Annotated in this window: 20 protein-coding genes; 6 read left to right on the top strand and 14 right to left on the bottom strand. The window is 67.3% G+C overall.

The window, feature by feature from the left end; all coding sequences use genetic code 11:
- Positions 1–183: 183 nt before the first annotated feature.
- Positions 184–2,007, top strand: a complete 1,824-nt coding sequence (locus ABZ319_RS33495) for an EAL domain-containing protein (protein ID WP_354990559.1) — start codon at positions 184–186, stop codon at positions 2,005–2,007.
- A 76-nt stretch (positions 2,008–2,083) separates the two neighbouring features.
- Complete coding sequence (locus ABZ319_RS33490) at positions 2,084–3,412, top strand: MFS transporter (RefSeq protein ID WP_354990558.1); 1,329 nt, start codon at positions 2,084–2,086, stop codon at positions 3,410–3,412.
- On the opposite strand, the gene ABZ319_RS33485 is transcribed toward ABZ319_RS33490, so the two are convergent.
- Both ABZ319_RS33485 and ABZ319_RS33480 read right to left on the bottom strand, forming a co-directional pair.
- A complete protein-coding gene (locus ABZ319_RS33485) occupies positions 3,379–3,810 on the bottom strand; it encodes a PIN domain-containing protein (RefSeq protein ID WP_354990557.1) in 432 nt (143 codons plus the stop codon). The genes ABZ319_RS33490 and ABZ319_RS33485 overlap by 34 nt on opposite strands.
- A complete protein-coding gene (locus tag ABZ319_RS33480; protein WP_354990556.1) occupies positions 3,807–4,031 on the bottom strand; it encodes a type II toxin-antitoxin system VapB family antitoxin in 225 nt (74 codons plus the stop codon). Before ABZ319_RS33480 ends, ABZ319_RS33485 begins: the two co-directional genes overlap by 4 nt.
- An 82-nt stretch (positions 4,032–4,113) precedes the next feature.
- On the opposite strand from ABZ319_RS33480, the gene ABZ319_RS33475 reads away from it, so the two are divergent.
- Positions 4,114–5,061 (top strand): DMT family transporter, encoded by a 948-nt coding sequence (locus ABZ319_RS33475; protein WP_354990561.1) that lies wholly within the window; start codon positions 4,114–4,116, stop codon positions 5,059–5,061.
- A gap of 46 nt (positions 5,062–5,107) precedes the next feature.
- Here ABZ319_RS33475 and ABZ319_RS33470 read toward each other — a convergent pair whose 3' ends face one another.
- A complete protein-coding gene (locus ABZ319_RS33470; RefSeq protein WP_354990555.1) occupies positions 5,108–6,667 on the bottom strand; it encodes a Rieske 2Fe-2S domain-containing protein in 1,560 nt (519 codons plus the stop codon).
- A 45-nt stretch (positions 6,668–6,712) separates the two neighbouring features.
- Complete coding sequence (locus ABZ319_RS33465) at positions 6,713–7,555, bottom strand: hypothetical protein (protein WP_354990554.1); 843 nt, start codon at positions 7,553–7,555, stop codon at positions 6,713–6,715.
- A 177-nt stretch (positions 7,556–7,732) separates the two neighbouring features.
- On the opposite strand from ABZ319_RS33465, the gene ABZ319_RS33460 reads away from it, so the two are divergent.
- The gene (locus ABZ319_RS33460) at positions 7,733–8,473 is read left to right on the top strand and encodes a lysophospholipid acyltransferase family protein (protein WP_354990553.1); all 741 of its coding nucleotides are present in this window, start codon (positions 7,733–7,735) and stop codon (positions 8,471–8,473) included.
- A 219-nt stretch (positions 8,474–8,692) separates the two neighbouring features.
- Positions 8,693–10,216, top strand: coding sequence for a protein kinase (locus ABZ319_RS33455; RefSeq protein ID WP_354990552.1), 1,524 nt, complete (start codon positions 8,693–8,695; stop codon positions 10,214–10,216).
- A 961-nt stretch (positions 10,217–11,177) separates the two neighbouring features.
- Here ABZ319_RS33455 and ABZ319_RS33450 read toward each other — a convergent pair.
- From ABZ319_RS33450 to ABZ319_RS33425, 6 genes are read right to left on the bottom strand one after another with little or no spacing between them, the layout of a single operon-like run.
- Entirely contained in the window at positions 11,178–11,828 is a 651-nt protein-coding gene (locus tag ABZ319_RS33450) for a hypothetical protein (protein ID WP_354990551.1), read from the bottom strand.
- A gap of 8 nt (positions 11,829–11,836) precedes the next feature.
- Complete coding sequence (locus ABZ319_RS33445; RefSeq protein ID WP_354990550.1) at positions 11,837–13,516, bottom strand: ABC transporter family substrate-binding protein; 1,680 nt, start codon at positions 13,514–13,516, stop codon at positions 11,837–11,839.
- 30 nt (positions 13,517–13,546) lie between these two features.
- The gene (locus ABZ319_RS33440) at positions 13,547–15,223 is read right to left on the bottom strand and encodes an ABC transporter family substrate-binding protein (RefSeq protein ID WP_354990549.1); all 1,677 of its coding nucleotides are present in this window, start codon (positions 15,221–15,223) and stop codon (positions 13,547–13,549) included.
- A 10-nt stretch (positions 15,224–15,233) separates the two neighbouring features.
- The gene (locus ABZ319_RS33435; RefSeq protein WP_354990548.1) at positions 15,234–17,114 is read right to left on the bottom strand and encodes an ABC transporter ATP-binding protein; all 1,881 of its coding nucleotides are present in this window, start codon (positions 17,112–17,114) and stop codon (positions 15,234–15,236) included.
- Positions 17,111–18,049 carry an ABC transporter permease gene (locus tag ABZ319_RS33430; RefSeq protein WP_354990547.1) on the bottom strand — a complete coding sequence of 313 codons (939 nt, stop codon included), beginning with the start codon at positions 18,047–18,049 and terminating at the stop codon, positions 17,111–17,113. The genes ABZ319_RS33435 and ABZ319_RS33430 overlap by 4 nt, the downstream gene beginning before the upstream one ends.
- Complete coding sequence (locus ABZ319_RS33425; protein WP_354990546.1) at positions 18,046–19,023, bottom strand: ABC transporter permease; 978 nt, start codon at positions 19,021–19,023, stop codon at positions 18,046–18,048. The genes ABZ319_RS33430 and ABZ319_RS33425 overlap by 4 nt, the downstream gene beginning before the upstream one ends.
- Before the next feature lie 226 nt (positions 19,024–19,249).
- Here ABZ319_RS33425 and ABZ319_RS33420 point away from each other — a divergent pair, with 226 nt between their 5' ends.
- Entirely contained in the window at positions 19,250–20,053 is an 804-nt protein-coding gene (locus ABZ319_RS33420) for an HAD family hydrolase (protein ID WP_354990560.1), read from the top strand.
- A 31-nt stretch (positions 20,054–20,084) separates the two neighbouring features.
- Here ABZ319_RS33420 and ABZ319_RS33415 read toward each other — a convergent pair whose 3' ends face one another.
- The 4 genes from ABZ319_RS33415 to ABZ319_RS33400 all read right to left on the bottom strand — a co-directional run.
- Positions 20,085–20,987: a formylglycine-generating enzyme family protein gene (locus ABZ319_RS33415; RefSeq protein ID WP_354990545.1), complete on the bottom strand. Its 903-nt coding sequence runs from the start codon at positions 20,985–20,987 to the stop codon at positions 20,085–20,087.
- Entirely contained in the window at positions 20,980–21,903 is a 924-nt protein-coding gene (locus ABZ319_RS33410; protein WP_354990544.1) for an HAD family hydrolase, read from the bottom strand. Before ABZ319_RS33410 ends, ABZ319_RS33415 begins: the two co-directional genes overlap by 8 nt.
- 3 nt (positions 21,904–21,906) lie before the next feature.
- The gene (locus ABZ319_RS33405; protein WP_354990543.1) at positions 21,907–23,448 is read right to left on the bottom strand and encodes an arylsulfatase; all 1,542 of its coding nucleotides are present in this window, start codon (positions 23,446–23,448) and stop codon (positions 21,907–21,909) included.
- A 1,049-nt stretch (positions 23,449–24,497) separates the two neighbouring features.
- A partial coding sequence (locus ABZ319_RS33400) for a DUF222 domain-containing protein (RefSeq protein WP_354990542.1) occupies positions 24,498–25,859 on the bottom strand: 1,362 nt, incomplete at its 5' end.

Genomic DNA, 25,859 nt, shown 5'->3' with positions numbered 1-25,859 from the left:
GACTGAGTGGAGCGGGGGAGCGAAGCGGAGGAGCGGAGGGAGGGAAGAACCGGGCATAGGGGGCCGCGAACCCGCCGGAGCGAAGCGGAGGCAAAAAGATACAGAGCGGAGGCAAAAATCAAGACACCGTTTAGGCTGGGCTCCGTGCGAGGAATCGGGTCTCGCGGCGATACCCGAACGCGGGTGCGGGCGGCTTCGGCGCTGGCAACGGCAATGGTCATGGCGCGGACCACCGGGGCGTTCTACGTCATGGGTGGAGTTCTGGGTCTGGTGATCACCGCCGTGGCACCGGGCGATGAGGGTAATCGACCGCTGGTGGGCGCTGCGGCGCTGGTGGCGTTGCTGCTCGGCGTGAGCCTGCTGATTTGGGGCCCGCGGATGCCTCATTCGGTGCACCACGTCTATGTCGCGATGGCGACGGTGCTGGTGACCGTTGCGGTGCACTGGTTTCCGAATACGGTGGGCGCGATCAGCCTGGCCGCGTTCTATGTGTTCGTGGCGTGTGACGCGGCCATCTTCTTCGCCTACAAATGGCTGGGCGCGCATGTGCTGTTCGCGGTGGTGTGCTGTCTGTGGGTGGTGCCTTCGCGTGGCCTGCCGTGGTGGTCGGGTTTGATTCCGGCGGGTATCACCGTCGGGGTCGGCATTGTCGTCGGCATTCTCACGCGCATGGCCTCGGACGCCGATATCGATGTGCTGACGGGTCTGCTGAATCGCCGCGGTTTCGATCGCGCGCTGGCCAATGCGATCGCGCACGCGCAGCGCGCCGATCAGAGTCTGTCGCTGGTGCTGGTCGACCTGGATCGCTTCCAGAAGATCAACGATCATCTCGGCCATCGCGCCGGTGACGCGGTGCTGCAGCGCGTCGCCGACACCTGGGCGAAATTGCTCACCCCCGAGCAGCGCCTGGCCCGTTACGGCGGTGACGCTTTCGCGCTGCTGCTGCCGAATTCGACCGAGCAGGCCGCGATTCTGCTGACCGAGCAGTTGCGCGCGGCGGTGACGACGGGTTGTTCGGCGGGTGTCACCTCGTGGCAGCCGGGCGAGTCCGGTTCGCTGTTGGTCAGCCGGGCGGATGTGGGTCTGTACCGGGCCAAGCAGGCGGGCCGCAATCGCACGGTGCTGGAGTCTTCGCGGCAGCTGCCGCTGGCGGTGGAGCTGCGGGAGGCGATCGATCGCGGCACCCTGGACGTGCAGTATCAGCCGATCGTCTCGCTGTCGGACGGCGATACCCGCGCGGTCGGCGTGGAGGCGCAGTTGCGCTGGTCCTCGCACGCGCAGCCGGAGGTCACGACCGAGGGCCTGATTCGCGTCGCCGAGGAATACGACCTCATCTCCGATCTGGACGAGCTGGTGCTGCGCCGCGCGTGCGCCGACGCCGCTCGACTACAGGAGACCTTCGAACAACTCGATCTGACCCTGAATGTGAATGTGAGCGGCCTGGAACTGGCCGAATCCGATTACGCCGACCGGGTTTCGGGGATTCTCGCCGATACCGGCTGGTCCGCGGATCAGCTGGTGCTCGAGGTGACCGAGAGCGATATCGCCGCCGAATCCGAGACGGCCGTGGCGAATCTGCACAAACTCCGTGAGCGTGGCGTTCGCATCGCCATCGATGATTTCGGCACCGGCTATTCGTCGTTGAGCCGGTTGGCGAATCTGCCGAGCGACATTCTGAAGGTGGATCAGTCCTTCGTGGCCGCGATCCGTTCCGATTCCCCGGCGCCGCCGTTGCTGGGCGTGATCGCCGCGTTGAGTAAGTCGCTGGATCTGCAGGTCATCGCGGAGGGAGTGGAAACCGAATATCAGGCGGCGGTGCTGACCGAACTCGGTTTCGCCCTGGCGCAGGGTTATCACTACGGCGATTCGCATCCGGTGTCCGAGCTGATCAGCGACCTGAACGAGCGTCCCGGCCTGGTGGGCGCGGCCCGCACCGAGGGCGAGGTCGACACCACCGGCTGGATTCCGATCGACAATCCCCTTGACGGTGGCCTCGGTCGCGAGTGAAGCTGGCGGTATGCGCATGCTCGTGTACGCCTGTTGATTCTCCAGCCTGCTTCGCGGTGACGCTCGCGCCGATTCGGTGCGCGGTCTCACCGCGCGTTCGGTGCTGTTCGCGCTCACCAAGGATCTGATCCCGCTCTACGCGGTCTATGCCCTGATCTTCGCCGATCACGGTCTGAGCGTCGCGCAGATCTCCTCGCTGCTCGCGATCTGGTCGGTGACCTCCTTCGTGCTCGAGGTGCCCTCCGGCGCCTGGGCCGACACGGTCTCGCGCCGGGCCCTGCTGATCCTGTCGGCGGTGCTGCTGGCCGCCGGTTTCGCCGTCTGGACCCTGTTCCCGTCCTATCTCGGCTTCGCCGCGGGGTTCGTCCTGTGGGGCACCTCCGGCGCGTTGAGCTCGGGCACGTTCGAGGCTCTCCTCTACGACGACCTGGCCGCCCGCGCCGCCACCCCCGCCTACGCCCGGATCCTGGGCTACACCCGCGCCGCCGCCGAATCCGCCGCCCTCGCGGCGATTCTCGCCGCCGCGCCCCTCTACACCTGGGGCGGCTACCCCCTGGTCGGCTGGTCCAGCGTCGTCGTGGCGGCCCTGCACATTCTCGCCGCGATGGCGATGCCGAGCGCCCCGAAGGCCGTATCGGCCGGGGAGGTCGAGGATTTGGAGGACGCCGACGAAGAGGATTCGCGCCCTGGGGAATTCGAGTATCCGCGCGTCCGCACCGTCGAGGCTCCCGCCTTCGTCCCCGAGTCCGCGAGCCTGTCCCGCTACCTGCACATGCTCCGCACGGGTGTCCGAGAGGCGTTGCGCGTCCGCGTGATTCGCCGCGGCGTCCTGCTCGCGGCCCTGCTGAACGGCATCACCGCCTACGACGAGTACTTCGCCCTGATGGCCGACGAGGCGGGCGTCTCCCCGGCGGTGGCCTCGCTCCTGGTCGGCGTGACGGTGGCCGGCGCCCTGGCCGGCGCGTTCCTCAGCGGCCGCACCGAGTCGATGCGCCCGCGAACGATGGCCTGGACCCTCACCGCGGGCGGCGTCCTGTTCATCGCAGGGGCCCTGCTCTCGGGCCTGGCCGCCACCCACCCCGCCTCCGTACACCTGCTGACCGGCGTGGGCTTCACCCTGATAGGCGTCGCCTACGGCCTGAACTACAACGCCGACGTGATCGCCTCGGCCCGCCTCCAGGACGCGATCGAGGGCCCCGCCCGGGCGACGGTCACCTCGGTCTCCGGCGTGGCCACCGAAGTCTTCGCCCTGGCGGTCTTCGTCTTCGCGGGCTCGGCCGCAACCCTGCTCTCGATCTCGACGGCAGTGGCCCTACTCGGCATCCCCCTCCTTGCCACCGCGCTTCTCGCCACCCGGTGGCTTCCGAGATCTCACGTTTCATCGGCGCCCGGCGGCCCATCGTGAACGTTGCGCTGGCGAAGATCCGTGGCCAGCCGAGCCGCGGTCACGTAGTCGGCATCGTCGTGCAGAACGATCAGGTTGTGATACGCCGCGGTCGCGCAGATCTGCAGGTCGACCACCGACAGGCATTGATGGTTACCGTGTTCCGCGGCCCGCCATTGCAATCCGGCGATCCAGAGCTCGGCGGATTTCGGCACGGCGACATCTCGGTAGGACGCGTCGAACATCGCGCAGAGCTGGCTGTGCTCCTTCAGATTCCGGGCGGACCGAAGAAACTCGGAGCGCATCGGATAGCAGGAGCGAAGGTCGCCGTCCACGGCGGCATCGCGCCACAGCTCGTGAATCTTGGGATCGCGCAGGATGCGCCAGAGCGCCGAGGAATCGAGCAGATACCCGATCACCGCCGATGCTGCTCCTTCTCCGCGCGATGAGCGGCCTCGGCACCTTCCAGGTCCCAGCTCTTGGCTAGCTCGAAGTAGTGGTCGTATGCGGCGGCACGCGCGCGTCGTTCGTTGTACTCGGTCAAGGCGGCGGCAACGGCGGCGGTCTTTGTCCGGTGTCCGCCGAGCTTCTTGGCTGTTTCGAGGGCTTCGTCATCGATGTCGATATGAGTAAGCGACATCACGCCCTCCTGTACATAAACACGCCCAAAGTTGTCTCAATAGTGTACATCGAGCCCGGTGGCGAAGAATCGAACCGTGACGATGCGACGGATCGGTCTGGGTTTCGGGGTGTGCATCGGCGCGGGTGCGGCGGGGCAGGCCCGGATCAACGGGGTGCTGGGGGAGCGGTTGCACGACGGAATCGCGGCGGCCGTCATCAGTTTCGGGACGGGGCTGCTGCTGGTGCTGGCGGTTTTCGCGGTGAGCCGGACATCGCGGTCGGGATTGGCACGGGTGCGGGTGGCGTTGCGGGGCGGTGAGCTGCGGTGGTGGCAGTTGCTCGGCGGGTTGTGCGGCGCGTTCTTCGTCGCGTGCCAGGGGCTCACGGTGGCGGCGCTGGGGGTCACCGCGTTCACGGTGGCCGTGGTGGCGGGCCAACTGGTGAGCAGCCTGGTGGTGGATCGGGTCGGGGTGGGGCCGAAAGGACGCACGCCGGTCACGTGGGTGCGCGGGGTGGGCGCGGCGCTGGCGCTGGTGGCGGTGGGTTTGTCGGTGATCGGCCGGCACGGCGCGACCGGGGTGGGATCGGCTGTGCCGGAAGCGTTTCGAGGCGGCGCGCAGCTGCTGTTGATCGTGTTGCCACTGGTGGCGGGGATCGGGGTGGCGTGGCAGCAGGCGGTGAACGGACGGGTGGGCGCGGTGGGTGGACCGCAGTCGGCGACGCTGGCGAACTTCGTGACGGGCACCGTCGGGCTGGTCCTGGTGGAAGCGGTGGTCGTCGCGAGGACCGGATGGCCCGAACGGTTTCCGCCCGAGCCGTGGCTGTATCTCGGCGGTGTTATCGGCGTGGTCTTCATCGCGCTGGCGGCGGCGGTGGTGCGCTGGATCGGGGTGCTGCTGCTCGGCCTCACCGCGGTGGCCGGCCAGCTGTCGATGTCCCTGCTGCTGGACGTGGTCGCGCCGACGGGCGCGGGCATCTCGCCGCTGGTGGTGCTCGGCTGTGCACTCACCTTCGCCGCGGTGGCGGTGGCCGCCCGCGGCTCGTCCTGACCTCGCTCCGATCCGGCCGGCGCCGTGGCCCCGGCCGGAAGTCGTGTCAGCTCGCGGTCGGCGCTTCCAGTTTCTTCGACCGCAGTTCATGCCCCTTGGAGGTCTTGCAGCGGCCCGATTCGAGATCCCACGACCACCCGTGCAGATTGCAGGTGAGCGTATTGCCCTCGATGACACCGAATTTGGACAGGTCCGCCTTCAAATGCGGGCAGCGCCGCTGGATTTCCCAGCCGTCGAGTTCTGTCGAGGCCGAGTCGTCGTGTGCTTCGGAGAACCAGCCGTCGGCGTACGCGATGCGTTCGTCGGTCAGGCATTTGAAGAAGGTGTAGAGGAATTCGTTGTATCCGCCGATGCGCCAGGTGGTGAAGCGCGTGGACAGGAAGATGGTGTTCACCCAGTCGGGTTCGTTGTCCCGCAGCACGGTGCGCACGAGTGTCGGATCGATGCGGAAGCCGTAGCGCTGCTTGCCTTCTCCCTCGATCACCGGGCGCACGATTCGCTGCGGGAAGTCCAGCACCACGGTCTCGTCGCCCATGACCAGCGCCACCGGGTACCCGATGCCGTCGCAGATGAGATCGCTCTGCGCCATGATCGGCTCGAACAGCGCCTTCAGCTGCGGCAGCAGTGGCCCCTCGGATTCGCTTGCCCAGGTTGCCTTCTCGGCCGCGAGCACGGGCGCGAACCGCTGCGCCATGTCCTCGATGTACGCGGCCTTGTCGCCGTACACCGAGTCGGGATCGACCGCGTGGGTGAGCGTGAGTTCCTTGCCGTGCACGTCGGCGACCGACCCCGGGATCATCAGGATCCCGCCCTCGTTGCCGTGGATGCGCATCTGCTCGAGGAAGACGATCTGATCGGGGAAGATGTTGCCCTCGTCGCCCCGGTCGTCGTTGAGGTAGCGCAGTTCGTCGTCCAGGAAGACCGGCGGCCCGGCCGAGGGCACCACCCAGGTGGCCCCGACCTGTTCGATGTAGGAGCGTGCCCGGTCCATGCCGCGCTGGCGCTTCTGCTTGCCGAAGTTGGACTTGGTCTTGGCGGGGATGTCGTACACCATCGGGTACCAGATGGCCCCGGAGTACTGCAGCAGGTGAATGTCGATGTGCCCGAACGCGTCGTGCAGCACGTCCATGTCGACCGGTCGCGCGTCGTTCATGTTGAAGCACACGGTCTCGCGGTCGGAGACGATGATGCCGGAGTCGCCGATGGGCCCGTCGGCGGGCGCGCGCAGGGCGATGATCATGATGTCGATCTCGTTGCCGTCGCGCCCGGTGACGGTGTGTTTGACCGAGTCCTCGGTCTCGAAGAAGGTGTGGAACCCGAGCTGCTCGAGTTCGCGCCGCAGGTCCGGCACCGGGTAGTCCGGCAGCAGCACGACCGCGTCCTTGTTCACCTTGTCCAGCAGGTGCTGCGCGTCGAAGTGATCGCGGTGCAGATGCGAGACGTAGAGGAAGTCGCAGTTGCCGAGCTCGTCCCAATCCAGTTGGGTGTTGTCCGGGAACGGCACCCATGATGCGAAGTACGCCGGGTTGACCCAGGGGTCGCACAGGATGGTTCCGGCTGCGGTACGGATGTGGAATCCGGCGTGTCCGACGCTGGTGATCTGCACGAGCTCTCTGCCTCCCTGACCGTTACCAGCCACCCAGAGTACTGGCTACCCCGAGACGTCGCCGATGCAGTAACCCTGGTTGCCGGACTTCAGGGTGAATGTCTGTTTTTTCGCCACACCCGCGGTGCTGGTGACGCCCGCGGTGACGGTGAGATAGCCGTCACGCGGCCATTCCGCTCGAATCGACCGGTCCGCGAACTTCTTGATGCCTGGGAGTTTGCTCGCGGCGGCCGCCATGGGCGCGATGCCGGGCCTGCCGGTGCCGTACGGATCCCAGGTCGCGGTATCGGTGGAACAGACCAGCGGATAAGCATTCTCGACGTCGCCGGTATGTACGGGATCGCCGATCATTCGCGCGAGATAGCGCCGGACGGTGTGGATGGCGTCGGCCGCGGTGAATTCGACCGCCGCGCCGGCGGGGAACACGTACGGGCAGGCGTAGCCGTCGACGGTGTCCGCGTCGGTGACCACCAGCGTCACCGTCGCGCTCGTCCAGCGCGTGGTGTCGCCGTGGTCCACGGGATCCCGGGTCAGGGCCTCCAGGATCGGCCCGGGCTCGGCGTATTCGGACTCGATCCGGTCCGGCGCCATCGCCCAGCAGTCGGCCGCGAGTCCCGCCGTGCCGCGGCCGCGCAGGTCCGCGGCCCAGCGGGCGACGGCCGCACCGGCGGCGACGGGCGATCCCGGTTCGGGAACCGCGGCTGGCCCCGGCGTGGTCGCGGTGCCGCTCGGTCGCGGTGCGGCGGTGGTCTCGTCGCCGGGGATCCCCACGGCCGCATCGCAGCCGGTGAGCAGCAGGCAGCTCGCGGCCAGCGCGGTCACGACGCGGACCGTTCCGCCGAGTGTCCGATCGCGGCCGGTATCCCGCGTCGCGGTGCGTTCGTTCACCCCTGCGAACCTTTCTGTCCGTGCCCCGCGGCCGTGTATCGCCCGCCCGGGAGCGGCGCCGATATTTTGGCGTGTGCGGCTTTCCTACTGTCGCGAAGGGTTTTTGCGCACTCCCGCCGGGCGGGTGTTGCCCGGATCACTGGTCGCCGCGCGAGCAGCGACTACGCTAGTGGAACTGTGGAACCCGTCTACTTCCCGATCATCGGGCTGGCCCGCACCGTCTTCGCGCTGCAGGGCCTGAAGTTCTCCGTCAAAGGCGACACCAACATCCCGGCGGAGGGTGGCGCGGTCATCGCCATCAACCACACCGGCTACCTCGATTTCACGTACGCGGGCCTGCCCGCGCGCACGAACAAGCGCTACATCCGCTTCATGGCGAAGAAGGAGGTCTTCGACAATCCCGTCGGCGGCCCGATCATGCGCGCGCTCAAGCATATTCCGGTGGATCGGTCCGCGGGGTCGGACTCGTATCGCGAGGCGGTGAACCGCCTGCGCAAGGGCGAGCTGGTCGGCGTGTACCCCGAGGCCACGATCAGCCGCAGCTTCGAGCTGAAGGAATTCAAGTCCGGCGCCGCGCGCATGGCCATCGAGGCGAATGTCCCGATCATCCCGGTCGCGATCTGGGGCGCGCAGCGCGTGTGGACCAAGGGGCATCCGAAGCGGCTGGGCCGCACCAATACTCCGATCGCCATCGAGGTCGGCACGCCGATCGCGCCGTTCGAGCCCGCGCAGGAGCTGACCGACAAGGTGCACGCCGCCCTGCAGGCCATGCTGCTGGACCTGCAGCGGGACTACGTGCACGAGCCCGGCGCGTTCTGGGTGCCCGCCCGCCTGGGCGGCGGCGCGCCGACCCTCGAGGAGGCCAACGCCATCGAGCAGGCCGAGGCCGAGGCGAAGGCGTCCCGCCGGTCCGAATGACCGGAATCGGCTGGTGATCAGCCGATTCGCAGCCTGATCACCGCTTGGAGAGGGTGGCGCGCCGGTGATCCCGGTGCGCCACCCTTCGTCGTGAGCGGACCGTCCGGTTCGGGCGTCCGGACTCGGATGTGCCTGTGCCCAGGGGGAATTGGTGGGGCGACAGCCGGCCCGGGGGATCAGTAGGCTGCACAGGCGACTGTCGCGGGGAATGAGGGAGACGTGCAAGGCACTCCGTTCGGCCGGTATCGCCTGCTCGAACTGCTCGGTGAGGGCGGGATGGGTCAGGTCTACCGGGCGTACGACACCGGAACCGATCGGATGGTCGCGCTGAAGGTGCTGCCGCCCGGCTACGCCCACGACGAGAAGTACCGCGCTCGTTTCCGCCGGGAGGCGCAGGCCGCGGCACGGCTGAGCGAGCCGCACGTGGTGCCGATTCACGACTACGGCGAGATCGACGGCAGGCTCTACCTGGACATGCGCAGTGTCGAGGGCGTCGATCTGGCGCATCTGCTCGACCGTTCGGGCGCGTTGTCGCCGGCCCGGGCGGTGTCGATCGTCGCCCAGATCGCCGCGGCCCTGGACGCCGCGCACGCGGTGAATCTGGTGCACCGGGATGTGAAGCCCTCCAACATCCTGGTGACCCCCGACGATTTCGCCTATCTGATCGATTTCGGAATCGCCAGGGGCAGTGACGAAACCAGTCTGACCACCACCGGCGCGACCGTCGGCACCCTGGCCTACATGGCCCCCGAACGTTTTTCGAAGGGCGTGTACGACGCGCGCTCGGACGTCTATTCGCTGGCCTGCGTCCTCTACGAATGCCTGACCGGCGCGAAGCCGTTCCCCGGCCCGAGCGCCGAGCGGCAGATCGCCGCCCACCTGACCGAACCCCCGCCCCGGCCGTCGGTCACCGACGCCGGCGTCCCGAGCGACTTCGACGCGGTCATCGCCTGGGGCATGGCCAAGGATCCCGAGCAGCGCAGCCGCACGGCGGGCGCGCTGGCGGCCGCCGCCCGCGAGATCTCGGTCGACAGCGCGCCCGCCGCGCCCCGGTTCGCGCCCCCGGTGACACCGGCGACTCCCCAGCCCACCACCGTCGCCTCCGACATCCGCGCCTACGCGAATATGGCGCCCACCCAGGTCAATTCGGCGAGCCATCCGCCGCCTCCGCCGCCGCCGGAACCGACCCGTAACCGCTGGCTCGATCCTCGCCTGGTCTGGGCCATGGCCTCGGTGCTCGTGGTGGCGCTGGGCTTCACCGTCGTCTACGGCGTGCTCGCCACCCGGGATTCCACGTCCGGCGACACCGCCGCCGCGCCCTCCGCGTCCTCGAATACGCCGCTGTCCGCGAATCCTTCGACGGCCGTGCAGCCTTCGACAACCGCGCAGCCTTCGACGACCGCCGCGCCCTCGACCACGCGTACGCTCGCCCCCCTGACCACCGTGATGACCGATTTCGTGCGCGATCACTACGCCGCGCTGCCCGCGAACACCCGCGCCGCCTACGACCGCCTGTCGCCCGACTACCAGCGCCGCATCGGCGGCTACGACGCCTACAGGTCGTTCTGGGACACCATCTCCCGCGTCACCACGGACTCCCTGACCGCCGACCCCGCCACCCAGCGGGTCACCTACCGCCTGACCCTCACCACCAACGGTGGCGAGGTGACCACCGAGTGGCGGGTCATCCAGCTGGCACAGGCCGGCGACAGCTACTACATCATCAGCGCCGAACTCCGTTGACCAGCGCCTTGTCCCGCAATAAGAAATCCACAAGGTTTCGTTAACACCCACCCCGCAGAATCATTCTTGTCCGGTTGAGAGACCGGGACTGCCGGACCGGCCGGGTGACACCGACCGGGACGACAGCTGCTTTCGGCGGGGGGAGCAGCTTGCGTCGCACCTTCGGGGGGAAGGACGGCGGGGGGACAGGGACGGGATGGTGTGCGGTGCCGGTTCGCTTCGGGGAGGAGCCGAGCCGGACCCGGCGCCACCCGATGGCGTTGGCGAAGGAGGAGCGCCGACGGGGCGGGGAAGGCGCCGCGACCCCGGGTCGGTTCGGGGAGGAGACGAACCGGGGTCGTGTGCGCTGCCGAAGCCGACGGGGGGAGCACCTTGGGGGAGGTGCGCCGGCGGAACAGGGGTTCGTGGTTCGGGGGAGCCACGGGCCGGGGGGACTTGGGGGACAGGGGAACTGGGAGCAGGTCTGCGAGACCGGGGGGTGCGCAGACCGGGGATAGGAGCGCAGGCCGGGAGGACTGCGGAAGTCAGGGGAGCAAAGGAACTGTGGTCTCGGGGGAGCCGCGGTGTGGAGGGGACCATGACGATCGCCGGCTGGGAAGCCCGCTGATCGGCTGGGGGACAGGGAGATAGCGGGCAGGGGCTCGCGAAGGGGCGGGGAGTCCGGTGCCGTGGTTCGGGGGGACTACGGCACCACGCGAGGAGAAGGTCCATCAACCTGGGGAGGATTGTGGATCGATCGGGAACAGGGGAATCGCAAGCAGGGGTGCGGATGGCAGGAAATCGGGGGGCTGTGGCCGGGGGACCACGGAACAGTTGGGGCGGAGGTTCGCGATCCCGGGGAGGATCGTGGACGGGGCGGGGAACGGAGTCGCGGCTCCGGTTCGGCTGGGGAAGAGCCGAACCGGAGCCGCGTTTCGTCGTTGCCGCTCACCCGGGGCCGTACCGGCTCGGCGCGACCGCGTCAGCTGGGGTCGGAGCCTCGAATGGCGGCCAGCCAGGTCGCGAGCACGGCGGCCACCACGGTCGCGGCCGCGAAGGTGAGGGCGGAGCCACCGGCGATGTATATCCACAGCAGCGCCGCGAACGGAGCGGCGATCGCCGACTGCGCGTCCAGCAGCAGCCTGCGCCCGGAACCGGCGGCGCGGGTGGCGAGTTCAGCGGCGTCGGCCGCGGGCCGGGTGGGATTGTCGATGAGCCTGCCGATGGGCTCGGAATCCCGCACCCGCCCGGCCGGGTACACCCGCTCGCCCTCGACTTCGATTGCCCGGCCCGAGATCTCGCCGCGCGCCGAGGTCAGCGTCATCAACGCCGGATCGAAATACACGGGCAGCCACCGGGTTCGCCCGTCCCCGCTGATCTCCAGCCACGACCGGCTGACCAGCCGATGCTGCTGCCGCACCCGCCGCACGACCGCGTCCGCCTCGAACGCCGGCACCCCGGCGGGCACATACCCCCACGCCATACCGAGCCGAAACACGCTGTACCCCAGCACGCAGACCCCCACCGCCCCCAGCATCGCCACCTGCTCCGAATCGCCGAACGGCGCCCACGCGAGGCATATCGCGAGGGCGCCGATCGTCACGATCACCGGATAGGCCAGGGGGTGGCCCATCCGGTGACTCACTTCAGAAAACCGATCTTGGTGTAGTCGTAGGTGGCCAGGCCCGCCGCGCCGTAGTTGGCGAGATTCGCTCGCACGGCGACGTTTCCGGCCGACTGCACGAGCGGGATCGAATGCCCTTCGGCGAAGACCTGCTGATCGATCTGGTTCGCCAGTTCGATCGCGCGGGCCGGGTCGAGCTCGGACACGGTCTGCTCGATGAGCGCGTTGAGTTCGGGCGAACCGATGCGACCGTAGTTGCCCTGCAGATCATTCGGGTTGTAGCCGTAGATCTGGTTGAGGCTGCCGAGCGGGAACGGGTCGCCGACCCAGCTCCAGTACGCCACGTCGAAATCACCCGGCTGGATGAAGTCGGTGAAGTAGCCCTTGCCCGGCTTGGTGTCGATGGTGAGCTTGATGCCGACCTGTGCGAGGTTCTGCTGCATGATCTGTGCGATCTGCACCCAGGTGTCGGCGGTGTACATGACGTCGCGGATCTCGAGCTTGCGCCCGTCCTTCTCGCGGACGTCGCCGACCAGCTTCCAGCCCAGATCGTCGAGTTCCTTGGCGGCGGCGGCGGGATCGAAGGCCTGCGCGTTGTCCTGGTAGCCGGCCTGACCCTGCAGGAAGATGTGGTTGTTCAGCGGCTTCGGGTCTTCCACCAGGCCGTTCTGAATGGCGGTGGCGATGCCCTGCCGGTCGATCGCCTTGATGATGGCGACCCGCAGCTTCGGATCGGACAGGATCGATCCGGGCGCCCCGTTGAAGGTCATGTGCGACCACTGGTTACCCGGCGCGCGCCGCACCACGACGCCGGCGGTGCCCTGCGCGGTCTTGAGATCGTCGCGCGAGCCGAGCCCGACCGCGTCGATCTCGTTGTTCTGCAGCGCGGGAATCGTGGCCGCGCTGTCCAGCACGCTGTAGGTGATGGTGTCGAGCTTGGGTGTGTCACCCCACCACAGCGGATTGCGCTCGAGCACGATCCGGTTCTGCGCGCGGTCGACGGACCGCAGCTTGAACGGTCCGGAGGTGAGCTGGATACCGTCCACCAGGCTCTTGTTGAACGCCTCGGGGTTGGCGGTCACCGACTTGGGGAACAGGAACGAGTTGCCCGCGAACTGGCCCCGCCAGTCGGCGTAGTGCCGGTTGAACGTGATGATCGCCTGGCGATCGTCGACGCCGCGCTCGATCTTCTCGACCCGGTCGAAGCCGTTGTTGATGGCGAGCAGGTATTCCTTGTTCTTCCCGCTCAGCGCCTCGCCCTGGGAGCGGATGTCCTCCCAGGTGATGGGCGAGCCGTCGGACCAGACGGCCTTGGGGTTGATCGTGTAGGTGACCTGCTGCGGATCCGTCTTCGTCAGCTCGGCGCTGGTGAAGAAGTCGGTGTTGACCGTCAGATTGCCGGCGGCATCGGTCTTGAACGAGCGCGGCATGATCGGCCGGAGCACCCCGGCGGTTTCCGCGTCGTTGCCGTCGTTGTGCAGCGCGTTCCAGTTCTGCGGCAGCGCGGACATCGCGAGCCGCAGGTTCCCCCCGTCGCGCAGATCGGCGACATCGTGCGGGTTGATGTCGTTCGTGGTGCCGATGGCCGCGGTCGCGCCCTGCGGCGCGCCGCCCTCGTCACCACCGCACCCTGCGGCCAGCATGGCCACTGCGACCAGTGGGACAGCGAGTCGCATCCCAATCGAGCGCTTCCTCATCGGTCGCCCCTTTCCTCGGAGTTGGCTGGGTTACTTCAAGAACCCGATCTTCGTGTAGTCGTAGGACGCGAGACCGGGTGCACCGTAGTTCGCCAGATTCGCGCGGACCGCGACGTTGCCGGCCGACTGCGTCAGCGGCAGCGAGTGGCCCAGCTCGAACACCTTCCGGTCGATTCGATTCGCGAGCTCGATGGCCTTGGCCGGATCCAGTTCGGACAGCGCCTGATCGATCAGATCGTTGATCTCCGGGCTGCCGATCCGCCCGTAGTTCCCCTCGATGCTGCCCCCGTCGAGGCGATAGACCTGCGGCAGGTTCTTCAGCACGAAGACGTCGCTGGACCAGGCCCAGTGCGCGATGTCGAAGTCACCGGGCTTGATGACGTCGGTGAAGTAGCCCTTGCCGGGCTTGGTCACGATGTCGAGTTTCACGCCGACGGCGGCGAAGTTCTGCTGGATGATCTGGGCGATCTGAATCCAGGTGTCGTCGTTGTACATGACATCGCGGATGACGAGTTTGCGGCCGTCCTTCTCGCGCGTATCGCCGTTGAGCTTCCACCCGAGCCGATCGAGCGCCGCCGCCGCGGCCGCGGGATCGAAGGCCAGGCTGTTGTCCCGATAGCCGGTCTGCCCCGCCACGAACACGTGATTGTTGAGCGGCTTCGGGTTCTCGACCAGGCCGTTCTGAATGGCCGTCGCGATGCCCTGCCGGTCGATCGCCTGGGAAAGCGCAACGCGCAGACCGGGATCCGCGAGGATCGAACCCGGCGCGCCGTTGAAGGTGACATGGGTCCAGCTGCTGCCCGCCGCACGCCGGATGGCGATGCCCGCCGTGCCGCGCGCGGTCTTCATGTCGTCGCGGGAACCGATGCCGACCGCGTCGATCTCGTTGTTCTGCAGCGCGGGGATCAGGGCCGCGCTGTCCAGCACGCTGAAGGTGATGGTGTCCAGCTTCGGCGTCGCGCCCCACCACAGCGGGTTGCGGCCCAGCACGACTCGGTTCTGCGCGCGGTCCACCGACTTCAGGGTGAACGGCCCCGCGGTCAGCTTGATCTCGTCGACCAGGCTCTTGTTGAAGGCCTCCGCGGTTCCGGTGACCGATTTCGGGTAAAGCGACGCCTCCCCGGCGAATTGGCCCTTCCAATCGGCGTAGTGCTCTTTGAAGGTGATCACGGCCTGACGGTCGTCCACCCCGCGTTCGACCGTCGCCACGCGATCGAACCCGAAGGTCATCTTGATCAGATACGCCTCGTCGGCCCCGCTCATGGCCTGCGCCTGGGAGCGGATGTCCTCCCAGGTGATGGGCGAGCCGTCGGACCAGACGGCCTTGGGGTTGATCGTGTAGGTGACCTGCTGCGGATCCGCCTTCGTCAGTTCGACACTCGTGAAGTAGTCGGGATTGACCGTGAGGTTCCCGGCGGAGTCGGTGGTGAACGCCCGCGGCATCATCGGCCGCGCCAGTCCGCCCGCCTCACCGTCGGCGTCCGTGTGCAGGGTGTTCCAGTTCTGCGGCAGCGCGGACAGCGCCAGTCGCAGATTGCCGCCGTCGCGCAGGTCGCTCACATCGTGCGGGTTGATGTCGCTGGAGGTGCCGAGTTCGGCCGCCGCGCCCTGCGGCGCCTCCTCCTCGGTGTTCGAACAGCCGGACAGGAGCACTCCCACCGCCAGCAGCGATATCGCCAAACGTGGTGCGAGCGAACGAATCCTCACCGGACAACTCCTATCGGGCGACGACCGGCACGGGCACGGCGTCGATGAGGGCGCGAGTGTACTCGTGCCGTGGTGAATCGAAGATCTGCTCGGCCGGACCGTATTCCACGATCTTCCCCTGGTACATGACGGCGATGTCGTGCGCGAGATTGCGCACCACCGACAGATCGTGCGAGACGAACAGGTACGAGAGCCCGCGCTCGATCTGCAAGTCCCGCAGCAGATTCAGAACACCGGCCTGAATGGAGACGTCCAGCGACGACACCGGTTCGTCCAGGACCAGGATCTCGGGTTCCAGGGCCAGGGCGCGCGCGATGTTGATGCGCTGCTTCTGCCCGCCGGAGAAGTCGGCCGGATAGCGATCGGCCTGTTCGGGTCGCAGTCCCACCTGTTTCATCAGTTCGGGCACGCGTTGCCGGATCTCGGCCCGGGATCGGCCGTCGATCCGCAGCGGCTCGGCGATGGCGTCGGAGATCGGCAGGCGCGGATCCAGGGACGCGGACGGATCCTGGAAGACGATCTGCATCCGGCGGCGGATATCGCGCCGCTGAGTCCGATCCAGTTGCGCCACATCGTGACCGAGGATCTCGATGCCGCCGCTCTCGGGCCGGACCAGATCCATGATCTGGGTCAGCGTCGTGGACTTCCCGGAGCCGGATTCGCCGACCAGCGCCAGCGTCCGCCCGGCCCGGAGCTCGAAATCGATGCCGTCGACGGCGTGCACCTCGCCCTTGCGGCGGCGGAAGATGACACCCGAGGTGATGGGGAAGGTCTTGCGCAGTTCCGAGACGCGCAGCACCACGTGGGAATCGGTCTCGGTGACCTGTTCGGGCGCGGAGATCTCGTGCCGGTACGCGGTGAACAGCGCGGCGCTGTCGACCTCCGCCGTGCGGATGCAGGCCGCCCGGTGGCCCGGCGCGGTGTCCCGCAGCGGGGGTTCGGCGACCAGGCATTCGTCGATGGAGACCGGGCAGCGCGGGGCGAAGCTGCACCCCGGCGGCAGCGCGTGCATGGCCGGCGGCGAGCCCACGATCGGAATCAGCGGTGTGCGCGGGGGGCCGTCGATCCGCGGGATCGAACCGAGCAGACCCACCGTGTAGGGCATCCGGGGAGTACTGAAAAGCTCTGCCACCGGCGCGGTTTCGACGATGCGACCGGCGTACATGACCGCGACCCGATCGGCGAGCGTGGCGGCGATGCCCATGTCGTGGGTGATCATGATGACGCCCGCGCCGGTGATGTCGCGCGCCTTGCGCAGCAGATTCAGGATCTGCGCCTGCACGGTCACGTCCAGGGCCGTGGTCGGCTCGTCGCAGATGATGAGTTCGGGATCGTTGGCGATGGCCATGGCGATCACCACGCGCTGGCGCATACCGCCGGAGAACTCGTGCGGGAACGCGCGCGCCCGCGTCTCCGGATCGGGGATGCCGACCAGGCGCAGCAGCTCGATCGCCTTCTCGGCGGCTTCGGCTTTGCCGAATTTGCCGTGTGCCAGCAGGGCTTCCGCGATCTGCTCGCCGACGCGATAGACCGGCGTCAGAGCCGAGAGCGGATCCTGGAAGACCATCGAGATCTTGCTGCCGCGCAGCTCCGACAGCTGTTTGTCGCCGAGGCCGAGCAATTCACGCCCGCGCAGGCGGATCGAACCCTGCACGCGCGCCTGCTCGGGCAGCAGTCCCATGACCGCCAGCGAGGACACCGATTTTCCGGAGCCGGATTCCCCGACGATCGCCAGGACCTCGCCGTCGCCCAGCGTGTAGTCGACGCCGCGCACCGCCTCGATGCGGCCCTCTTCGCCGGGGAAGGACACCCGCAGGTCCGACACCTCGAGCAGGGGCGCGGTGGTGTTCTTGCGCGGCGAATCCGCCTCGGGCGTCTTGTCCGTCCTCATGCCTGGGCCTTCTTCTGGGCGCGAGTCTTCTTGCGCGAGCGAGCACGTTGCGCACTCGGATCGAACGCGTCCCGCAGGCCGTCGCCGACCAGGTTGGCGCACAGCACCACCATGATCAGCAGGCCACCCGCGAACAGGAAGAGCCACGGGTAGGTGAGCGCGGACTTCGTGCCGTCGGCGATGAGTGAGCCCAGCGAGACGTCGGGTCGCTGCACGCCGAATCCCAGGTAACTCAGGCCGGTTTCGGCCAGGATCGCCGAACCCACCGCCAGCGTCGTGTCGATGATCAGGATCGACGCGATGTTCGGGATGATGTGGGTCGTGATGATCGTCCACGTCGACGCGCCCATATAGCGTGCGGCCCGGACGAATTCGCGTTCCTTCAGGCTCAGCGTCATGCCGCGCACGATGCGCGCGCTGATCATCCAGCCGAACACGCTGAGCAGGATGATCAGCAGGAAGATCGAGCCGCTGCCCTTGGTGCGCGGGGCGAAGATCGCGATGATGATGAAGCTGGGCACCACGAGCAGCAGATCGACCAGCCACATGATCGCGCGATCGGGCCAGCCGCCCAGCAGTCCCGCCACCGCGCCGGCCAGCGCGGCGATAATGACGGAGATGAACGCCACGCTGAAGCCGATCACCAGCGATTTCTGCAGGCCGCGCAGCGTCTGCGCGAGCACGTCCTGGCCGATCTGATTGGTGCCGAAGGGATGCTTGGCGCTGGGCGGCTTGAGCAGCGCGGTGTAGTCGAGCTGCTGGTAGTCGTACTTCAGCAGCGGCGGCAGCGCGAAGCTGAGGATCAGCATCAGCAGCAGCACGATTCCGGCCACCACCGCAGGCTTGTTCCGCAGGAAACGCCGCAGCACCAGCTTGCGCCGGCCGGCGGCCGCGGGCTCGGGTGCGCCCTGCACGATGAGTTCGGTTTCGGTCATCCCACACGCACCCGTGGATCGAGGATGGCGTACACGATGTCGGACAGCAGACCCGACAGCAGCACGACCAGAGCGATGAAGGCGGTGATCGTCACCACCGGGTACAGATCCTGGGCGTCGATCGACAGGATCAGCCATTCGCCGACGCCGTGCCAGCCGAAGATCTTCTCGGTGAAGGTCGCGCCGGTGATCAATCCGCCGAAGCTGTAGGCGAACAGCGTCGCCATCGGAATCAGCGCGGTGCGAAGTCCGTGTTTGTACAGTGCCCGGCGCCGGGTGAGCCCCTTGGCGCGCGCGGTGCGGATGAAATCGCTCTGCAGCACGTCGAGCATGGCATTGCGCTGATAGCGGCTGTAGCCCGCCGCCGCACCGAGAATCAGGCCGATGGTCGGGACGACCATGTGCTGCAGGCGGTCGATGATCTGATTCCACAGCCCGTGCACGGCCGTCGCGGACGTCTCACCGGTGTAGAGGAAGATCTGCTCGCCGGTGATCGTATTGACTTGCAGCGCACCGTATTTCAGCAACGTGGCGAGCAGGAAGACCGGTGTGCTCAATATCAGCAGCGAGAGAATCGTGGTGAAGTAATCGCTGAACTTGTACTGCCGGATCGCGCCCGCCGCGCCGATCAGCACGCCCAGCAGCGTGCCCAGCACAGCGCCGATGACCAGCAGGCGCAGACTCACCGCGATGCGCCGGGGCAACTCCTCGCTCACCGGCTGGCCGGCCAGCGTCGTGCCGAAGTCGCCGTGCACCGCGCCGGTGACCCAGTTGATGTAGCGGGGCACGACGGGGTCGTCCAGGTGCAACTCCGCGCGTTTGGCGTCGATCACCGACTGCGGGGGTCGCGGATTGCGCTGTTCCAGGCTGTCCAGCGGCCGGAAGGTCCACGACGCGAGTGCGAAGGTCAGAAACGACGCCAGTATCAGCAATACGACATAGTTCAGCGCACGTCGCAGTAGAAAACCGGCCATCAGTCCCTCTCGGGTCGAGTCTTAGCCCCAGATCATAGGGATACCTGTGGATAACCGTGCGGTACGCACACCGGTGGCGGAAAAGTGTTGTAGCTACCGCACGGAAGCACATCGGTCCGACCACGAACCCGCAACGTCGCCGGGCGCGTCGTAAACCCGCAGGAACACGCCGTGCCCACCCGATAGAGTGGACGAGGTGACTCTCTCTCACCTGCCGAAACCCAAGATGGTCGCCACGGATGTCGACGGCACGCTCATCGACGATGACGAACAGGTGAGTCCGCGCACCAAGGCCGCGGTGGATGCCTTGATCGCCGACGGAGTGCCGTTCGTGCTGGCGACCGGCCGTCCGCCACGCTGGATCGACCGGGTCATCGACGGGCTCGGCTACGCGCCGCTGTGCGTGTGCGCGAACGGCGCGGTCATCTACGACAGCGCCAACGACCGCATCCTGTCCACCCAGACGCTGGGCGTGGACACGCTGTCCTGGCTGGCGGAGCTGTCCGAATCCCTGCTACCCGGCTGCGGTTTGGCGACCGAGCGCGTGGGTTCCTCGGCCCACGACGCCGCGACCCCGCAATTCGTCAGCTCCCCCGAGTACGAGCACGCCTGGCTGAACCCCGACGACACGGCGGTCTCCCGCGCCGAGGTGATCGCGGCCCCCGCGATCAAAATGCTGATCCGCCTGGCGGGAGCTCAGAGCGCCGACATGCGCGCGATCCTCGAGCCCCACCTGTCGGGCCGCGCCGACCTGACCTATTCGACCGACAACGGCCTGATCGAGCTCTCGGCCCCCGGCGTCACGAAGGCGACCGGCCTGGCGACGGTCGCCCAGCGCCTGGGCGTCCAGCACTCGGCCCTGATCGCCTTCGGCGACATGCCGAACGACGTGCCGATGCTCAAACTCGCCGGCCACGGCGTGGCGATGGCGAACGCCCACCACGAGGCCAAGTCCGCCGCGGACGAGGTCGCGGCGGCCACCAACCACCACGACGGTGTGGCGCGCGTGCTGGAACGCTGGTGGCTCTGAGCGGTCGCCTGCCGCTCGCACCCGTCCGGACTCAGGCGTCGGCGACGCAGCGGAAGCCGATGTGGCTCATGCCGGTATCCACCATGTGCGGGCGGCGTGCGGCGGGGCGGTAGCGCAGGCAGTAGCTGTCGGCGCAGAGGAAGGACCCGCCCTTGAGGACTCGGCGTTCGATCGGGAAGCCGGGCTGACGGGGGTCGAAAGTGTCCGCGGCGCAACAGGAGCGGGTGGCGCGGCTCGGCGCGTACAGGTCGGTGGTCCACTCCCAGACATTGCCCGCCATGTCGTACAGGCCGTAGGGATTGGGGGCGAAGCTCCCCACCGGCGCGGTCCGGCCGTACCCCGTATCGGGCAGGTACGGGAACTCGCCGTGCCAGTAGTTGGCGAGCCGTTGGCCGGGTCGCTCCGGTTCGTCACCCCAGGTGAAACGCGCGTGCGGCAGGCCACCGCGGGCGGCCGTCTCCCACTGCTCCTCGGTCGGCAACCGCAGGCCCGCCCATTCGGCGTAGGCGTCCGCGTCCGCGTACGCGATGTGCACTACCGGGTGTGACTCCAGACCGCGCAGGCTGGAGCGCGGGCCGCGGGGGTGATTCCACGCGGCGCCGGGTGTCCACCTCCACCACTGACTCATATCGCGCAGATTCACCGGACCCGCGGTGCGCTGGAACACCATCGAGCCCGGCCGCAGGTTCTCCGGCGGTGCGTCCGGGTAGTGCGCGGGGTCCAGCTCCCGCTCGGCGACGGTGCGGTAGCTGGTGTCGGCGACGAACACGGCGAACTGGGCGTTGGTCACCTGATGCGCCTGAATCCGGAAGGATTCGACGGTGACCTCCCGGACCGGGCCCTCCTCCGGATCGCCGGCGTCGCCCTGGAGCAGGCTCTGCGCCGGAATCCGTACCAATTCGCCGACGGCGGTGTGGATCTCGACCTCAGTCATCGAACACCCGTGACCAATCGCCGGCCATGCTCACGAGCTGCCAGCCATCGGTCGTCGTCGCCAGCTGCTTGGCTCGCTCGGCGCCCGCGGGATAGGCGAATTCCCGATCCGCGTCGTCGTGGTCGATCAGCAGCGCCAGCCCGGGGCCGTCGCCGGTTGTCGCGTAGTCGAGCATCTCGATGTCCCCGTTCGAGTTTCCGGCCGCCAGGATCGGGCGCCGCCCGATCCTGGACCACACCCGAACCGGCTTCGCGGCGCCGTCATCGAAGATCTCGAGCTTGTTCGTGGTGACCACCCGGCCCGAGTCGTAATTCAGCCCCAGCGAGCTGCCGACCACCCGCTCCGGCGGAATCGCGTACATCTGCTCGGTGACCGCGCGCATGAAGTCGCGACCGCCACCGGACACGATGTAGCAGGTGAAGCCATTCGCCTCCAGGTAACGCAGCAGCTGGACCATCGGTGCGTAGCCGCACGCCGGGTACGGCCGATTCAGCGTGGGATGGCGAGCGCTCTCGAAGAACGCGCCGACCCGCGCCGCGTAGTCCTCCGTCGACTCGGCGGCAGCGAGATGCATTACCGCCGCGGCGAACTCGTGCAGCATGGTGTCGTCGCCCCGGTAGTGCTGTTCGACAGCGGTGCCGAACCAGGCCAGATCGCCGTCGTGTGCGGCCCGGAACGGCGCCTGATCGAGCAGCCCCGGATCCGCGGTCGCGGCCTGGGCCAGGGCTCGCACGATGAAATCCAGCTGCACGTACGCGGGTTTCTCACACCACAGGGTGCCGTCGTTGTCGAACACGGCGACCCGTTCCGCGGGCGGTACGTGATCAGGGCCCGCGCCGGTGACGCGCCCGACGAAGTCGATGATGGCCGACTTCGCGGGCGCGTCCCGCCACGCGTCGAGGACGGTGTCGTTCAAAGCTCAGTCCTTCGCGAGGTATTCGTGCAGCTTTTCCACCGCCTGGTCGATGGTGAAGCTGGCCGGTGCGTGCCGCGGCGGGAATTCCTTGAATGTCTCGAGAAACGCCGTGGACATCGCCGTCATGTAGAAGATGAGATAGTCGTGGTGCAGGAACCAGTCGTAATAGGTGTTCGACGTGATGTCCGCGTACTCGAACGGATCGGTGCGCAGGTTGAACAGCTTCGGTACCCGCAATCGCGTGAACGGCTCGGCCCAGACCCGCAGGGTGCCCTGGCAGCGCTGCTCCATGAACACCGCCTTCCAGTTCTCGAACCGCATGGCCATCAGATCGCCATCGTCGGAGAAGTAGAAGAACCCGCGCCGCGGGCTGGCCTCCACCTCGCCGGTGAGGTACGGCAGCAGGTTGAAGCCATCGATGTGCACGCGATAGGTCTTGTCGCCGATGGTCTTTCCGGCTTTCAGCTCCTCCGGCGTGGTGGTGTCACCCGCCGCGGCCAGCAGCGTCGGCAGCCAGTCGTGGTGCTGGATGATGTCGTTGGACACCGAGCCGGCCTCGATGTGCCCGGGCCAGCGGATGAGTTCGGGCACGCGGAAGGCGCCCTCCCAGTTGGTGTCCTTCTCGCTGCGGAACGGTGTGGTGCCGCCATCGGGCCAGCTGTTGCGGTGCGGGCCGTTGTCGGTGGAGTAGATCACGATGGTGTCATCGGCGATGCCGAGTTCGTCGAGCACGTTCAGGACCGTGCCGACGTTCTTGTCGTGCTCGATCATGGTGTCGTGGTACTCCGACTGCCACAGGCCGGCCTGCCCGCGCTTGTCGTCGTCGACGTGCGTGTACAGGTGCATGTGGGTGAAGTTGCACCACACGAAGAACGGCTCGTCGTCGCCATGCTTACGCTTGATGAAATCGACTGTGCGGTCGGCGATGTCGTAGTCGATCGCCTTCATCCGCTCGATGGTGAGCGGGCCGGTGTTGATGATGGACTGCTTGCCGACCGGGCCGAACTTGGGGTCGTCCGGCTCGTCCGAGACGTGATCGAGCGCCTTGCAGTCCAGCACCCCGCGGGGCAGGACCAGATCGTAGAGCCTGGGGAACTGATCCTTGTGCGGGTAGTCGAACTGTTCGGGCTCTTCCTCGGCATTCAGGTGGTAGAGGTTGCCGTAGAACTCGTCGAAGCCGTGCACGGTCGGCAGATACTTGTTCAGATCGCCGAAATGGTTCTTCCCGAACTGCCCCGTCGCGTAACCGTGCGGTTTGAGCAGCTCGGCGATGGTGGGATCGTCCGCCGACCAGCCGACATCGGCGCCGGGCGCGCCGACCTTGCTCATGCCGGTCCGGTACACACTCTGGCCACTGATGAACGCTGCCCGCCCGGCGGTGCAGCTCTGCTCACCGTAGGCGTCGGTGAACTTCATGCCTTCTTTGGCGAGTCGGTCGATGTTCGGCGTGCGATACCCCATCACGCCGTCGCTGTAGCAGCTGAGGTTGGTGATTCCGATGTCGTCGCCCCAGATGACCAGGATGTTGGGTTTACCGTTCGGCACAGCGCGCCTCCATTGGGTGGAGAATCCGGCATTGACGATCCAGTTGCTATCCCTGACGAATACAGTTCCCTAGCCGCTCGGAGTCGTATTCCATCGAGCGGAATACGTGTACGAGCGGGAGAATCGGTCAGGCTTCGAAGCCTAGCTCGATGTTGCTCGGTATTCGCTACATTCGAATCCGGGTGTTGGAGCCGGTGCGGGAAGTGGCCGCTCCCGTATCCCCGAGCCCGGGGCAACCTGCGGTGCACCCCCGGATCGTTCCGCGAGTTCGCCCTGAGTCGGCACTTTCTCTCGTGTATCCGGCTCAACTCCTGTTGTCGGTGGGGGTGGGCTTCGTGGATGCGTGGCCTGGTCGTCGATTATCGGAGCGTGGGGTGTTGGTTGCGTTGAGAGACGACTGGATAACGACAACCAGCCGAGACCGGTTGGGAGAGTTGGGCTGCGGTTCCAGCCCTTCCGCAGCAGGGCAGACTGGATGACGAGAACCAGCGGGGGCCGGTTGGGAGATCGAGTGCGGTTCCAGCCCTTCCTGGGCAGAGCAGCCTGGATAACGAGAACCAGCGTTGTCACGTTTGGGAGTGAGGCTGCGGTGGGGTGCCCTACCGCAGGAAGAGCAGCCTGGATAACGGAGGCCCAGCGGGGTCCGGTTGGGGGCCTCGACGGCGGTACCAGCCCTCCCGGGCCGATGAACGGGATCCACCACCTGTGGGGGTACGAGCAAGCCTCGAATCGACTACCGCTCAACACAATCACGCCCTGAGGCAATACCAGCATTCAACGATGACGGATCTTTGTCTGTAAGTCCCGAGAGGGTTCCCACGGCCATCCAGCCAGGCTGGAAGGGCGAACGCGCTCTCAACTGGGGAGCCGAAGTGGGGTACGGCAGGCGAAGTAACCAGCACTGCCTCGTTGTACTTGCTTGTTCTCCCGAACCCCGCTGGAAGGCGAAGGGCGCGTGCGGGTCTCGGCTACGTCGGCCACTGGAGCGAACACCGATGCCGCTCTTGGCTCTTGGGGTGTGGCTTTGGGTTTCGGTTGCGGGCTGCGTGTTAGCAGAGTCGCCGCGCCGGGATACCCGGGATCCCCGAGGGACCTCGCACTTGCGGGTGATGACGGAAGTTCACCCGGGGTCTGCGAGCGGGATCGATGTGTGGTGGTGGTATCCACCCGGTTTTGCCCGGATGCTCCGAATCTTCGGGCATCACTATCGTTTTCCACCCGTTCGGGCCGGTGTTGACCTGGGCATGGCAAGCATCGCAGGCGAAGGTCAGGTTCTCGATGTCCGTTTCGCCGCCATCGGCCCATTCCTTGATGTGGTGCACGGCCGAGCGGGTGGCTGGGGCGTCGCATCCCGGGCGGGTGCACCCGCGTTCGACGGCGGTGAGCGCCAGGCGCTGTTCCGGGGTGGCCAGGCGCTCACCTCGTGCGAAGTGCAGTGGTCGGCCGTCGGCGTCGATGATGACCAGGTACGGAGTGGCGTTGGCAGCGAGCTCGACCGCGTCCCGGATCGAGAGCGTGCCGCCGGTGGCGGTGGTCGCTTTGCCGGTGCGTTGTTCGAGGTCGTTGATGCTCATGGTGATCACGGTCGAGACCGGCAGTCCGCGGTGGTTGCCGAGCTTCGTGGGTCCCATGTCCGGGCGCAGGAGCGCGATCACCGCGTCGTGGTTGCGTTGGGCGGCGGTGCGGTGATCGCGCGTGGCAGCGGCTTGCAGCTTCGCCCGTGCACCGGCTCCGGTGCTGTCCTGGTCGTCGGTGGCGGTATCGATCGCGAGTTCGGCAGCGCTCCAGGGGCTTTCGGGATCGTCGGGGTTGCACATGCCGGGGCGGGCGAGCTTCTCGAGGACCGGGGTGACCACCGCTTGGAACTGCGGGGTCACCCACCCTGATACCGGTGCCATCCCATCCGCACGCGGATGCCCGATCGTGAATCCCCGCCGCATCTGCTGATCCCGATGCTCGGTCAAGGACCCATCGGGATCGATGTGCAACAACACCCGAACACCGAGCGTGGTGATCCCGGCTGGATCTCCTTGGCGCGCGTACACGGTCAAGTTCCGCTCGACGAAGTCTTTGGCTTCCGCGCCCGCGCCGGCGGGGATCTGTTTGATCACCTCGTGAATAGCCCGAATGTGGTTGAGGGAGATCTCTCCGGCCCGCTGCGCTTGGGCGACCAACGGCAACACCGGCGGCCGCTCGAACGTGCCCTCGGACACCGTCGACAGCAGTTCGGTATTCCGCACCCGTGCGGCGGCATCACCGTGGGAGAGCCGCAGTGTCTCTTGCAGAAACCGGACCGGGCTCTTCACTCCCGCCCGAGCGGGCAGGTTACGTGTCCCGCATTCGAGCACGAGCCGTTGTTTCGCGGCATCGAGTTGGCGTGTGATGGTTTCGATGTCCTGCATGAGTTCGAT

This window comes from Nocardia sp. NPDC005978 (genome assembly GCF_040614455.1).
Taxonomy (GTDB): Bacteria; Actinomycetota; Actinomycetes; order Mycobacteriales; family Mycobacteriaceae; genus Nocardia.
Note: the sequence above shows the minus strand (reverse complement) of the source record. Positions and strands in the feature narration are given on the sequence as shown.